We start from the raw sequence: 12,722 nt of genomic DNA, 5'->3' as shown, positions 1-12,722 counted from the left end.
AGTCTCCCTTTGCTCAAGCCTGAAAGGCTCAAGCTGCGTGCTCGTTGTCCATTGGCTCAAGATCGTCTTCAAGGTCGAAGCGACCCATTACCTTGACCTTGGCCGCGTTGCTGATTTCTGCGAAAGACAGTACGGGAACGTGATAGAACTCCTCCCTCAACAAGGTCCGCAGCGGGCTGCGCAGGTCCTGCGCGACCAGCAGTACCGCCTGTTCGGGCGCGCGCACCGGGAATGCGATATTCATTTGTTGCACGAGCATCTGACTGATCTCGTTACTCAGTGCGAAGAACGTTTCGGTCTGTGTCTGGCGCAGACCGTCGCGCAACAAGCCCTCGCTTTCCGGCGTGAGCAGCCACACTTGCAGGCCTTCGGCACCGCAATACTGGTGGTAGATCTGCGATTTGAGCGCGATGCGCACGTAGTCGGTCAGCACGTTGGTATCGCGTTCATGCTGGCAATGCTCGATCAGGGTTTCGGCGATCAGCCGGATTGCCCTGAGCGGTACGCGCTCCGACGCGAGACGTTGCAGAACCGCCGAGAAGCGCGTCAGCGTGAGCACCCGCTGTATCTCTTGCGCGAGCTCCGGCTGCTCGGATTCCAGCCAGCTGAGGATGGCTTTGGTCTCCTGCAAGCCGATGAACTGCGGCGCGCAGGACTGCAATACGCGTTCCATGCGTTCGACAATCAGAGTCATGGCGCTGACCGGGTTCAGCTCACCGCATTGCTCGGCAGGCAACCACACCCATTGATCTTCCTGGCGGTCGGTATTGCCAGGGATCGCCGCCGGGAGGTTTTCACCACCGAGTTGGCGGGCGTCCACGGCGACATGGGACTGGGTAAATGTCGCCTTGAGCATGGGTACGTCGTAGACGGTGAAGCGAAACTCGTCCGGAGGAAGATGATCGGCATGTTCAATAATGAACGAAGGCAGGGTCAGACCGTATTGCACCACCAGTCTATTGCGTCGCCGACGTATTTCGCTGATCAGTGCCTCTATCTGTGCGCTGTCCTGGCCTGGGTGAAACTGCAGGACGAACTGCCGGCTGGGTGAGAAGGTACGCAGGTCTTCCTTGCCGTTCATTTCCGGGGCGACGGCAGTGGCGCGTTGTTCGTCGGGCTTGGGTTTTGCCCGCTGCAACTGCAGCATGCCGCCGGCACCGCAGATGATCGCGATGGTGATGAACACCCCCGTGGGCATACCCGGCAAGGCAGCGAAGCCGAGCATGGCCACTGCGGCGATGATCCACGCCTTGGGCTGGCTGGTGATCTGTTCGGCGATTTCACGGCCAATGTTGGCCTCTGCGCCGGCCTCGGTATTGGGTACACGGGTGATGATCATGCCGCAGGTTACGGAGATCAGCAGCGCCGGAATCTGTGCAATCAGGCCGTCACCTATGGTCAGCACGGTATACAGCTGCAACGCATCGCCCGCGCTCATGTTGTGCTGCAACACGCCGATGGAAATACCGCCGATCATGTTGATGGCAACGATGATCAGGCTGGCAATGGCATCACCGTTGACGAACTTCATCGCGCCATCCATGGCACCGAACAACTGGCTTTCCTTGTTCAGCTCGGCGCGACGCTTGCGCGCCTCCTGAACGGTTATCAGGTTGGCGCGCAGGTCACTGTCGATGGACATCTGCTTGCCGGGCATCGCGTCCAGCGTAAACCGTGCGCCGACCTCGGCAACCCGTTCCGAACCTTTGGTGATAACCAGAAAGTTGACCACTGTCAGGATCAGAAAGATCACCAGGCCTACCGCCAGGTTGCCACCTACCACGAACTGGCCGAAGGCTTCGACAATGTGCCCGGCGTCCTGATTGAGCAGGATCAATCGTGTGGTGGAAATCGACAGTGCCAGACGAAACATGGTGGTCAGCAACAGCACGGCCGGAAAGGTCGAGAATGCCAGCGGCCTGGGCAAATGCATCGCCAGCATGATCAGCAGGCACGAGATACAGATGTTCACCGCGATCAACACATCAACCAGCCCTGTGGGCAGGGGGGTGATCATCATGAAGACGATGGCGATGACGAAGAATGCGCCAACCAGCTCTGACCGGCGCATGGCCGACAGGGCAATCATGTTCAGAAAGTTGATGACTTGATTCATCCGGCAAGTCCCTCAAAAAGCTGCTTCTGTTCCTGTTGAGTCAGTTCTGCCATCAGGGTGAGCAGGTTATTCAGCGCAGCCTGGCGGCTTTTCATGTCCTTCCAGAGCAGGATGGGCAATTGCATAAGCATCGGCCGCAAGCCATTGAGAAATGCCAGCTGGTTCTTGAGCCTGGCACCGCCGATGTGTTGAGTCAGTTGCAGGGTCTGGTTCACGTTCATTCCATTGGCCGTCAGGGTCAGCAAGTGTTTGAGAAAGGCTGGCGGATCCACCTTCAGGTCAGGGTTCTTGTTGCGCATGCGCCCAAGCAGGTGTTCACAACCGCGCAACAACGTCGTCACGTGCCGTGCCGTGGTCAGCCCGTGCATCAATGTGCGCAGCTGTTCATGAGATGCCGAAGGGGTAATCGCCGACAGATCGTCGGCAATGGCTCTGCGCATGTCGCGCAGGTTGAGGTCGAAGTCTCCGGTCTCTTCCTGCTCGTTGATCAAGGCTTCGATCAGACCGGTCACGTTCGGCTGTCCGGAAACCGCTACGCCATACAGGTTGCGCAATGCGGCTCGGCGTTTGTTGTCGACGTTCTGTCGCCCGAACGCCCTGGCAGTATTAATGCCCGCCCGTGCGTGTGGTCCGAACTTGCGCCGCAGCTGTTTCAGCGTTTGGGTGAGCGCCACGTACTCGCCTTCAGCGCCATCGTCCTCAGCCTGTTTGCGCGCTGCTTGCAGCACCACGTGGGCCTTGGCCGCATCGCCATCGGCAAATTCCAGAACCTGTTCCAGTTCTGTGTCGTTCTCTTGCAGGAGTTTTTTGCGCAGCAGCCTCGCGGCATTATCCAGCCCGGTGTCGTTGGCGCTCATCAACAACTGATAGAGCTCACCCAGTTTGACGGCCCGCGACTGCAGTGCATTTCTGCTTGCGATCAGTTCGCGCTGGCGCAGTATCCGGCTGTTTTGCACCAGTGCTGCGGCGAAGCGCGAGACCTGTTGCGATGACGTGCCTTTTTCCGACGATAGGGTGCCGGGAATCGCTCGCGCAGCGGGCGTGACGGCGCGAATCGGCGTGACCGTGTGGGTTGGCAATATAGGCGGGGCGACGATTTTCATAGGACGGTTCTGAGCCTGGTCATGACCGCTGAGTGGGGCCTGGCCAGGATTCGGTTCCCTTGTAAAAGGGGCTGACGCGTTTGTGCCAAAAGCTGTAGGGATAAAATCGGCGTTGCGCAAAAAAATGTATTACAAAGAATTACACATTTTAAAATAGTTATATAAATCAATGTCTTATGTAAGTATTTTGGCTGGCACGGTTATCGCTATAGGGCTTGCACACCATTAAATTAAGGTAAGCCCATGTTTCCCAACCTTGTGATTCTTGATGCAACCCAGCCACGTAATGACTCTTCGTCTGCCGGTATCCGTCAACTGACGGCTGATCAGATACAGATGCTCAGAGCGTTCATTCAGAAGCGCGTAATGAACCCGGATGATGTCGATGACATCCTGCAATGCGTATTTCTGGAGGCCCTGCGCAACGAGCACAAGTTTCAGCATGCCAGCAAGCCGCAGACCTGGCTGTGTGGTATTGCGTTGAACCTGATCCGCAATCACTTCCGCAAAATGTATCGTCAGCCCTATCAGGAAAGCTGGGAAGACGACGTTCATTCAGAGCTGGAATGGAATGGCGATATCACTCATCAGGTAGACGGACACAGGCAATTGGCACGCGTCATCGCAGCCATCGATTGCTTGCCGTCGAACATGCAAAAGGTCCTGGAAGTGTCGCTGGAGATGGATGGCAATTATCAGGATACGGCGGACACGCTCGGCGTTCCGATTGGCACTGTGCGCTCGCGACTGTCCCGGGCGCGGGTGCAATTGAAGCAGCAGATTGACCCGTTTGCCTGAGTGGATATCTGTCTGGAACCAACTCGCGCGCAAAACCACACAGTTGCCATCCCTCACCACTTGGATGGCAACCATGCGTATATCCAGTTCTCCCAGTCCTGCCCTCGGCAGCATCGTGAATCAACCCACCTCTGGCGAACTGGCTGCTGAGACGCCATTAGCCAAAGCCTCGCTCACGCAGAGCAGCGCAGGTGGTGGTCAGGCCTTTGTGCAGTTCGGCCAGGCCAACGACAATACATCTTCCTTTTCCGATACCGAGCAAAGCGGCTCATCGCTGATGAGTCTGCTGACTCGCAGCAGCAGTAGCGAAAGTACCTCCAGCATCGATCAGGACAGTGATCAGGTTTCGCCGATGACATCGGTCTCGTCAACCGCGAGCGCGTCACCTGCGGCGGCTGCCTCCGACCCGGCAAACGCCCCAAGCGCTACCGATGCCGCGTTTCTCGATAACTCCGAATACTCTTCGCCCGAGGCCCTCAAGCGTTGGGACCCGATGGTTGCCAACCTGCCGCCCGAAGAGCGCGAGCAGGCGGCCAAAGAACTCAACCGACCGATTGCGGCCGCCTGGATGGCCAGAGAGCACGGCCCCAATGCTGACAAGGCGATGGCGTTCATCAACGCCAACCCTGCGTTGAAGACGGCTGTGGACGTCGGTAAGGATGGCGGCAACGCAGATGGCAAAATCACCAACAAAGACCTCAAGGCGTTCGCCAAAAATATGGAAAAGGCCGCGGACGCTGCCGACAAGGACCTGGGTAAATACATGGAGGACAACCCCGATGCGGATCCTCAATCCCTGGAAATGGTGCGCAATGCCGCAGTGATGCGAGCCAATATGCCGCTGACGGTGGCCGCTGACCCGCATCATGCGGTCGGTGCGACTGACAAGACCGACGTGGACGGCAATATCAGTGCCGACGACTTGAAAGGGCTGGCTGAAAATAACCCCGGGTTGTCGGGTACGCTCAAGCAATCCTGCAGCACGTGGTCGCAGCCGGGCTTTCTCAGTCAGGTGGACGAGGCGGGGATGACCGGGCGCAAGAAAGCTGCGCACAGTCCCGACCAGTTGTTCGACGCGAAAAACATGAGCGAATGGATCAGGAAAAGTGCGCCCACCAATGGTGGCCAGTTCGCCAGCATGCTCAGCGATGCGGCGACCCTGAATTCTGTAGCGGGTATCGACATCAGCAAGCTGGACGCCGGGGTTTTCGATAAACCCAAGTCTTACACCGGCGCGCAGAAAGCCGCCGTGATGGTCAAGTTGCAGCAAACCCAGCAGAGCGTGATCGCCGGTCGCGGCTTGCGCAATACTGAAAAAACCGAGGCTGGCCTCAACGAAAGAATCGCTCAGCTACAGGCCGATCCCGACGTTCAGGCTTACCTCAACAAAAGCATTCCCGAGCAGGAACGCAAACTGGTGCGCAGCGATAGCGCGCTGCAAAAAGCGGTGGCCGAGCAAGCTGAAAACGTCAACAGCGGCAAGGCGCTGCAGACCGACATGTCGACAGCGGACAAAGCGGTCGACAAGCACAAGCCAAACCCCGATTACAGCGGCGCTATCAGCGGTCTGTCGGCGCAATTGCAACTGCAGAAAGATCTGTTTCCCGATGCCGAAGTGCCGACGGCCGAGCAAGTGGTCAGCAATCGACCTGATCTGCAATCGTCTATTGCCGATTCGTACGTTCGCAACTTCAGCGAAGGCGGCGCACTGAAACAATTGCTCGGCCAGAAAAAGGCCGATGCCAGCGAAGCCCTGCAAACCGCAGACAACCAGAAAGCGGCCTATGAAAGTGTGCTGCCCGCTGATTTCGTTGAAGGCGAGCATGAAAACTACACGACCAGCACATTGAATGAGCTGCAGAACTCCAAAAAAGGCCGCAAGTTGCTGGAAGGCAAAAGCGATGAAGAGGGCGGCCCCTCGCTGTTGGCTCAACTTGCTGATGCCGGGGCGGGCGGCAAGGTGCTGAATTCAGTCATGGGCTTTGCATCGGTATCCACCATGCTCGCCAATGGCGACAAGCTTGGCGCGACGCAGGCCATTTACGACAGCACGAAGCTGGGCGCCGAGGCGATCAAGGGAGGGGTCGACGCCGGGGCGAAGATGATGGGCCGCGAGGCCTCCGCCGGTCTCGGGCGTCTGGGCGGGCAGATGATCGGCCGCGCTGTCGGCCTGGTCGCCGGCGAAGCCACCGGGCTTGCTGCGGGTGCGGCACTGGGTGCTGCGATTCCGGTTATCGGCTGGGCCATCGACGGCGCCATGGCATTGGGCTTCGGTATCTCGGCGATCATTGATGCGGTCAAGAAGCACAAGGCGCAGAAGGCGTTCGATCATAACGTTGACCCGGTGCTGGACCAGTTCGGGATTGCCAGGGCGCATTGATTGAATTGAGTCGGCTCAGACGCCTTGAATGCTGAGCCTTCATTTTTACAGATCCGTGTGAGCTGTTTAATCGGCAGCATAAAAGTTTATGGAAAGCGTTAGCGCTAGACGCTAAAAAAACCGAGGCTATTTGACAAATATCGGACTTTTGTCAGGCCTGACATTAAATTAAATAGTTAAAAGGTGAGCCCGATGGGTTGCGTATCGTCAAAAGCATCTGTCATTTCTTCGGACAGCTTTCGCGCATCATATACAAACTCTCCAGAGGCATCCTCAGTCCATCAACGAGCCAGGACGCCAAGGTGCGGTGAGCTTCAGGGCCCCAAGTGAGCAGATTGATGCCTTACCAGCAGGCGTTAGTAGGTGTGGCCCGATGGCCTGATCCGCATTTTAACAGCCTGCTGAATCGTGGGACGGTGGTGCCCTTGGTTTTAGGATTCGAAAAAGTCAAAGGTCTTTCTGCCCATGGGATCAGTACCTCTATACCGGGCAAGAATAATAGGTTCATGTACAAGGCAAATGAGCATCGCCTGGCCGGGGAGGCAGACGGTGGCAATCAAGGAAGTGGAGATCAGAAACCTTGGCGATCTTGTAACGCTGTCTCTGGGATGTGAGCTCAAGAATATAAAGCTGCCTGAGGATCTGCTTGTAAGGCTGAACACGAGCAAGAAAGAGAAAGCCGAGTATCTGGATGCGTCAGCTGTTGATAGGTTTCGCAATAATCTTCTTGAGCAGGTCTCGGAAATGTCCAATGGTGCGCCCTTGAATACGCTGAGTCTTGAGGCGCTACAGGATATAAACGCTGAGTTGCGTGTGCGTGATCTGCGGACTTTTCTTCGGCATTCCTGACAGCGTTGGCGCTCTTTCAGCAAAGTGACGCACGTCTTTCTATAACCTGATTCGTCTTGCAGTGGAGCTGAGGCCGCGATACACGGCCCCGGCTCTAATAGGGGGGGGGCTGGCCAAACCCGTTACGCCAGCTTTTCGTTTGCTGAGCAAGCCGAGCCTCGACTCTTTCCTCCTGCCTCTTGAGATGACAACCTTTATTCTTCTCGAACACCTGTCCTCGGACAAAACGCGCCAACCATAAGGCGCGTTTTTTCAGAGGACGTGAGTCAAGGCTTGGCCCGGACCCTGTTTGCGGCAAGGAAGTCACCTGCTCGCTTTATTTCCTGCATTCTGAAACCTTCAATAGAGGTAACGTGCTGACCGGCAGATCGTTGCGCCCGGTAGGCACGGTTTCTGTGTAATAGCGTTTCCGTATGCAGACCGCCTTGGTCTTTAGTGACGGTGGTATCTTTTTTCGGGTGATTCTCCACTAAGCTTTTTGACTGAGCATGTTTCAAGAAGGTCGCCGGGATAGGCACCTGCTTTTCTCCATTGTGCAGACGGGAGGTATATTCTTCGTGATGTTTAAAAGCTTTCAGGGCGTTATTAAGCGCAAACATGGTGCAGTCAGTTTTCGAGTATTGAAGAAAATTTCCTACCATTTTGAGTTTGACGTTGCCTAATGCTGAAAGTATTTCCCTTTCTGCAGCGTCTATAATGTTCCCTGGGGCAGACTCAAACCCGACAATCGACGGTCGATGGCCGTATCTCAGTTGGATATCCAAGGCTATATGGTGGTCTGGCATCACTTTGAAAGGAGGGTAAACAACCCGTATACTCACCGATTGCTTGTTTCTTTGAACATCCTTGTTTTGCTCTTTTATCGCCTTGTAACAGTCTTTATGGCTTTTGAATGTGTGCAGATTCAAGCCGGGATTTCTTGTATTTTCCACTTTAGCGAACAGCGGCAGTAACTTGATATCTCCTTGTGTAATATCGGCGTTCGGACCTTCACCCTTTTTCACTTGGTTACAGACCATTACGGCATATTCATGCAGATCCTTATCACGCAAAGCTAACTGGGCCAGGTTAATCGGTTCCATCTTCTCCAGTAGGCGCTTAGGTATTGCTTCGGGCTTCTCAGGTATGGCATCTCCCCGTGATGCTTTCGGTGAGTTCAGCATCATAGTATGAAAATTTTCCAGCTCAGAATGGTTCCGCCCGCCGGGGAGGCGAAATTGTAAAAGGGCGGACGACGAAGGCATTGAACCCTCAGCTTGCGGAGTATCATCCGCGCCGGATGAGCTGGCCTCTGATTCATATCTTCCTGCCGCGCGCGCGTTTTGTGGTGATGCGGCTGTCTGGTTGGCGTTGTATCTGATGTCCGTTGGCAGCGCATCCTGACGTCGCAGACGTCTGCCCTCATCACGCTGTAGCGGTGGGTTAGTTACCGATGATGACGAAGCGCTTTCAGTATTCTCTGCCTGAGTCCCCTGACGTCTGTTTGGACCTGAGATATTCATCGAATAGTCCCCGCCATGGTTAGCATCAAGCCGGTTTTCGTCAGCCTGGTTGAGGAGGCGAGCGGAGCAGAATGGCCATGCAGTAACTTTGCCCGCCATATTTTCGCCACTTCGATCATCTGAACGCAGGCGCTGACAAAGTGATCCTCACCAATCCGTAACGGATCAAACCGCTGAAAAAGCAGCACTTCATTATTTTTTTCGTCCAGCCCGAAGGCCGCACCATCGCTGGAGCCATAATGAAAGAGGTTGGCGGCCAGAATATCGCTCAGAAGTGTGCTGCTGGCTGGAGTAGAAAGCGTGCCCACGCACAGATAAACAAACAGCGTATTTTGCTGTTCAATCCGTTCCAGCGTCATGTCCAGTTCGTTGACCTTCAGACAGCATAGGTGATTCGCATCCAGAGAAAGCGGTCCACTTTCAAGCCTTATCGCCAACGCATTCAGCAAGTCTTGTATCGTCATAATCGGAACTCTGCAGGTCAGGAGACTGTGCATCAGGCGCTATCGATGCAAAACCTCGCCCTGTCATGGCCAGGTCCTGACCGGCTGGCCTGGTGCCCTATTACTGATCGTTGAGTGGTTGAGGCCTTCAGTCAGTTCCCCAGGAATTGATCGACTCAATGAAGGATCTTTTAGGGGCGCCTCAGAAAAAGGATTTTAAAGTACGTTAAGCTGAACTGATTTCAGCCGTTGTAACGGCCGGAATCTTGGCGACGGCGGCTAGGGCATTCCTAATCGGTCCAGCCTGGCAAGCTCTTCAGCGAATCCGTCAACGGCGTTTTTCAGCGCCTTGAATCCCTCATTCGCTGCCCGAATCGCTGTTTTCGTACCAAATCGGTGGGGTTGGCAACCAATTGGCCTAGTAGTCCGGGTCGAGAGTCGGCGGGCAGGCCCGCAGCGGCTCGATCGCGTCCTGATGGCTCATGCCTCTGGCCAGTAGCGTGTCGATTTCCTTCCGGATCTGATTGCGGCAGGCTGCCTGATAGAGCAGGGACCGGCTGTGAGCGATCTGGTTTAGCGCTCGCTGAATCGGCTTGGGTAGCGTTTCAGGTTTGGTGATGCTCATGTTTGCAGTCCTCGCGGACCGGTTCGACGCATCGACCCGATCCAGCCAGTGGTTGAGGGGCAATTGGGGTCAGGGACACCAGACGCATCGAGGATGGGGCGTACACGGCGAGGCCGGTGCGCAGTTCAGCTAGGATCGTTACTAGGTTGCGGCGGAAGTTGTCGCCGTCCATCCGGCTTGCCTCAACCGCCACTTCCTGGCGATCAAGCAGTGAGGTGGTGTCGAGAATCAGCGCTCTACCCTCGGGCATTCCCATGGTGACAACTACCGGCGTACCCCACAGGTTCGGTGGCGCTGGCGGGGGATTTTCCCGTCAGGGTGTGAGTAGAAATCTGGACCGAACTCGATCTACTCACAATAAAATGGGCTTACAAGGGAATCACTGGGAATGCTGGGCACAAAAAAACCGGCTCAGTGGCCGGTTTCTCTGGTTATCTGGGCGTTTTGAGCAACGCTAGATAATTATGTGTGGTGCCCCGAGGGAGAATCGAACTCCCACTTCTTTCGAAAACGGATTTTGAATCCGCCGCGTCTACCAATTCCGCCATCAGGGCTCAATGGCGGCGAAGTATAAGGATGAGTTTTCCGTTGGTCAACAGGGATTTACGCAGGTTTTTTACTAATGCCGCCAAACCGGATAAACTTCCCGGCCCTGCTAAACGAACCCGATCATGCGCGTCGCTGACTTTACCTTCGAACTCCCCGATTCCCTGATTGCTCGCCATCCACTGGCCGAGCGTCGCAGTAGTCGTCTGTTGACCCTCGATGGGCCGACTGGCGCGCTGGCACATCGTCAATTCACTGATTTGCTTGAGCATTTGCGCCCGGGCGACTTGATGGTGTTCAACAATACCCGTGTGATTCCCGCGCGGCTGTTCGGGCAGAAGGCGTCCGGCGGCAAGCTGGAGATTCTGGTCGAGCGCGTGCTGGACAGCCATCGTGTGCTGGCGCATGTGCGTTCCAGCAAGTCGCCCAAGCCTGGCTCGTCGATTCTGATCGATGGCGGTGGCGAGGCCGAGATGGTGACGCGGCACGATGCGCTGTTTGAACTGCGCTTCGCCGAAGAAGTGCTGCCGTTGCTGGAGCGTGTCGGCCATATGCCGTTGCCTCCTTATATAGACCGTCCGGATGAAGGCGCGGACCGCGAGCGTTATCAGACCGTTTACGCGCAGCGTGCAGGCGCTGTGGCTGCACCAACTGCCGGCCTGCATTTCGATCAGCCGCTGCTGGAGGCGATCGCCGCCAAGGGCGTCGAGACTGCGTTCGTCACGCTGCACGTCGGCGCGGGTACGTTCCAGCCGGTGCGCGTCGAGCAGATCGAAGATCACCACATGCACAGCGAGTGGCTGGAAGTTGGCCAGGACGTGGTCGACGCCGTGGCCGCATGCCGTGCGCGAGGCGGGCGGGTGATTGCCGTCGGGACCACCAGCGTGCGCTCGCTGGAGAGTGCCGCGCGTGATGGCGAACTGAAATCGTTCAGCGGCGACACCGACATCTTCATCTATCCGGGCCGGCCATTTCATGTGGTCGATGCCTTGGTGACCAATTTCCATCTGCCTGAATCCACGCTGTTGATGCTGGTTTCGGCGTTCGCCGGTTATCCCGAGACGATGGCGGCTTACGCTGCGGCCATCGAGCACGGCTACCGCTTCTTCAGTTACGGTGATGCGATGTTCATCACCCGCAATCCCGCGCCGACGGCCCCACAGGAATCGGCACCAGAGGATCACGCATGAGTCGCACCTGTCGTATGTCTTTCGAGTTGTTGGCCACCGACGGCAAGGCCCGTCGCGGTCGCCTGACCTTTCCGCGTGGCGTAGTCGAGACCCCGGCGTTTATGCCGGTGGGCACCTATGGCACGGTTAAGGGCATGCTGCCGCGTGATATCGAGGCCACTGGTGCGCAGATGATTCTGGGCAACACGTTTCACCTGTGGCTGCGTCCGGGCACTGAAGTCATCAAGGGCCATGGTGACCTGCACGATTTCATGCAGTGGAAGGGACCGATTCTGACCGACTCCGGCGGTTTTCAGGTGTTCAGCCTGGGCGCCATGCGCAAGATCAAGGAGGAGGGCGTGACCTTCGCCTCGCCGGTTGATGGTGCCAAGGTGTTCATGGGCCCTGAAGAGTCGATGCAGGTTCAGCGTGATCTGGGCTCGGACGTCGTGATGATCTTCGACGAATGCACGCCGTACCCGGCCGACGAAGATGTAGCGCGGGTCTCCATGGAGCTGTCGTTGCGTTGGGCCAAGCGCTCCAAGGTTGCGCATGGAGAAAACACTGCTGCGTTGTTCGGCATCGTTCAGGGTGGGATGCACGAGAACCTGCGCAAGCGTTCGCTGGAAGGTCTGGATGAGATCGGCTTTGACGGTCTGGCGATTGGCGGCCTGTCGGTAGGCGAGCCCAAGCACGAGATGATCAAGGTGCTGGACTATCTGCCGGGCCTTATGCCAGCAGACAAACCTCGTTACTTGATGGGAGTAGGCAAGCCGGAAGATCTGGTCGAAGGTGTGCGCCGCGGCGTTGACATGTTCGACTGTGTGATGCCGACCCGCAACGCCCGCAATGGCCACTTGTTTACCGATACCGGTGTGCTGAAAATTCGTAACGCGTTCCATCGCCACGACAATTCGCCGCTGGATCCGACCTGCGATTGCTACACCTGCAAGAACTTCTCGCGCGCTTATCTGCATCACCTGGACAAGTGCGGAGAAATGCTGGGGAGCATGCTGAATACGATCCACAATTTGCGCCACTACCAGCTGCTTATGGCTGGTTTGCGCGAGGCTATTCAACAGGGTACATTGGCCGCCTTCGTCGATGCCTTCTATGCCAAACGCGGCCTTCCAACGCCGCCTCTGGGTTGAAACAGAACGAGTTTTTCCTGCTTTTTATACTAATTATGTA

At 56.4% G+C, this 12,722-nt stretch carries 11 protein-coding genes, 1 tRNA gene and 1 pseudogene; 6 read left to right on the top strand and 7 right to left on the bottom strand.

Going from position 1 to position 12,722, the window contains the following annotated elements; translation table 11 throughout:
* Nucleotides 1-28: 28 nt before the first annotated feature.
* Together sctV and sctW are read right to left on the bottom strand one after the other, a co-directional pair.
* The gene (sctV, locus tag RYC17_RS11185) at nucleotides 29-2,116 is read right to left on the bottom strand and encodes a type III secretion system export apparatus subunit SctV (RefSeq protein ID WP_122259244.1); all 2,088 of its coding nucleotides are present in this window, start codon (nucleotides 2,114-2,116) and stop codon (nucleotides 29-31) included.
* Nucleotides 2,113-3,219: a type III secretion system gatekeeper subunit SctW gene (gene sctW / locus RYC17_RS11180; RefSeq protein WP_058399594.1), complete on the bottom strand. Its 1,107-nt coding sequence runs from the start codon at nucleotides 3,217-3,219 to the stop codon at nucleotides 2,113-2,115. Before sctW ends, sctV begins: the two co-directional genes overlap by 4 nt.
* A gap of 243 nt (nucleotides 3,220-3,462) precedes the next feature.
* Here sctW and RYC17_RS11175 point away from each other — a divergent pair, with 243 nt between their 5' ends.
* From RYC17_RS11175 to RYC17_RS11155, 4 genes and pseudogenes are all read left to right on the top strand, one after another.
* Nucleotides 3,463-4,017 (top strand): RNA polymerase sigma factor, encoded by a 555-nt coding sequence (locus tag RYC17_RS11175; protein WP_058399595.1) that lies wholly within the window; start codon nucleotides 3,463-3,465, stop codon nucleotides 4,015-4,017.
* 73 nt (nucleotides 4,018-4,090) lie between these two features.
* A complete protein-coding gene (locus RYC17_RS11170; protein ID WP_058407432.1) occupies nucleotides 4,091-6,397 on the top strand; it encodes a type III effector HrpK domain-containing protein in 2,307 nt (768 codons plus the stop codon).
* 192 nt (nucleotides 6,398-6,589) lie between these two features.
* Nucleotides 6,590-7,011: pseudogene (locus RYC17_RS11160) on the top strand (hypothetical protein).
* Nucleotides 6,917-7,246 carry a hypothetical protein gene (locus RYC17_RS11155; protein ID WP_058399597.1) on the top strand — a complete coding sequence of 110 codons (330 nt, stop codon included), beginning with the start codon at nucleotides 6,917-6,919 and terminating at the stop codon, nucleotides 7,244-7,246. Before RYC17_RS11160 ends, RYC17_RS11155 begins: the two are co-directional and overlap by 95 nt.
* Before the next feature lie 266 nt (nucleotides 7,247-7,512).
* Here RYC17_RS11155 and hopZ3 read toward each other — a convergent pair whose 3' ends face one another.
* The 5 genes from hopZ3 to RYC17_RS11130 form a co-directional block, all read right to left on the bottom strand.
* Complete coding sequence (gene hopZ3, locus RYC17_RS11150) at nucleotides 7,513-8,748, bottom strand: type III secretion system YopJ family effector HopZ3 (RefSeq protein ID WP_058399598.1); 1,236 nt, start codon at nucleotides 8,746-8,748, stop codon at nucleotides 7,513-7,515.
* Nucleotides 8,745-9,212, bottom strand: a complete 468-nt coding sequence (locus RYC17_RS11145; RefSeq protein WP_058399599.1) for a type III secretion system chaperone — start codon at nucleotides 9,210-9,212, stop codon at nucleotides 8,745-8,747. The genes hopZ3 and RYC17_RS11145 overlap by 4 nt, the downstream gene beginning before the upstream one ends.
* Nucleotides 9,213-9,609: 397 nt before the next feature.
* Nucleotides 9,610-9,816 carry a hypothetical protein gene (locus RYC17_RS11140; protein ID WP_316903068.1) on the bottom strand — a complete coding sequence of 69 codons (207 nt, stop codon included), beginning with the start codon at nucleotides 9,814-9,816 and terminating at the stop codon, nucleotides 9,610-9,612.
* Nucleotides 9,797-10,099, bottom strand: a complete 303-nt coding sequence (locus RYC17_RS11135) for a phage major capsid protein (RefSeq protein ID WP_227449389.1) — start codon at nucleotides 10,097-10,099, stop codon at nucleotides 9,797-9,799. Before RYC17_RS11135 ends, RYC17_RS11140 begins: the two co-directional genes overlap by 20 nt.
* A gap of 186 nt (nucleotides 10,100-10,285) precedes the next feature.
* A tRNA-Leu gene (locus tag RYC17_RS11130) sits at nucleotides 10,286-10,370 on the bottom strand.
* A 117-nt stretch (nucleotides 10,371-10,487) separates the two neighbouring features.
* Between RYC17_RS11130 and queA the strand changes: the two genes are divergently transcribed.
* Nucleotides 10,488-11,552, top strand: coding sequence for a tRNA preQ1(34) S-adenosylmethionine ribosyltransferase-isomerase QueA (queA, locus tag RYC17_RS11125; protein WP_316903067.1), 1,065 nt, complete (start codon nucleotides 10,488-10,490; stop codon nucleotides 11,550-11,552).
* Between the two features lie 14 nt (nucleotides 11,553-11,566).
* Complete coding sequence (gene tgt / locus RYC17_RS11120; RefSeq protein ID WP_004656249.1) at nucleotides 11,567-12,682, top strand: tRNA guanosine(34) transglycosylase Tgt; 1,116 nt, start codon at nucleotides 11,567-11,569, stop codon at nucleotides 12,680-12,682.
* Nucleotides 12,683-12,722 lie beyond the last annotated feature (40 nt).

The organism is Pseudomonas syringae group sp. J248-6 (assembly GCF_032586995.1).
GTDB lineage: Bacteria > Pseudomonadota > Gammaproteobacteria > Pseudomonadales > Pseudomonadaceae > Aquipseudomonas > Aquipseudomonas amygdali.
This window is presented reverse-complemented; position numbering and strand designations above follow the sequence as displayed.

Excerpts from the sequence above, each read along its gene's own strand:
- hopZ3 (WP_058399598.1), bottom strand. The coding sequence starts at position 8,748 with ATGAATATCTCAGGTCCAAACAGACGTCAGGGGACTCAGGCAGAGAAT.
- RYC17_RS11145 (WP_058399599.1), bottom strand. The coding sequence starts at position 9,212 with ATGACGATACAAGACTTGCTGAATGCGTTGGCGATAAGGCTTGAAAGT.
- sctW (WP_058399594.1), bottom strand. The coding sequence starts at position 3,219 with ATGAAAATCGTCGCCCCGCCTATATTGCCAACCCACACGGTCACGCCG.
- RYC17_RS11140 (WP_316903068.1), bottom strand. The coding sequence starts at position 9,816 with ATGAGCATCACCAAACCTGAAACGCTACCCAAGCCGATTCAGCGAGCG.
- RYC17_RS11155 (WP_058399597.1), top strand. The coding sequence starts at position 6,917 with ATGAGCATCGCCTGGCCGGGGAGGCAGACGGTGGCAATCAAGGAAGTG.
- RYC17_RS11170 (WP_058407432.1), top strand. The coding sequence starts at position 4,091 with ATGCGTATATCCAGTTCTCCCAGTCCTGCCCTCGGCAGCATCGTGAAT.
- sctV (WP_122259244.1), bottom strand. The coding sequence starts at position 2,116 with ATGAATCAAGTCATCAACTTTCTGAACATGATTGCCCTGTCGGCCATG.
- tgt (WP_004656249.1), top strand. The coding sequence starts at position 11,567 with ATGTCTTTCGAGTTGTTGGCCACCGACGGCAAGGCCCGTCGCGGTCGC.
- RYC17_RS11175 (WP_058399595.1), top strand. The coding sequence starts at position 3,463 with ATGTTTCCCAACCTTGTGATTCTTGATGCAACCCAGCCACGTAATGAC.
- queA (WP_316903067.1), top strand. The coding sequence starts at position 10,488 with ATGCGCGTCGCTGACTTTACCTTCGAACTCCCCGATTCCCTGATTGCT.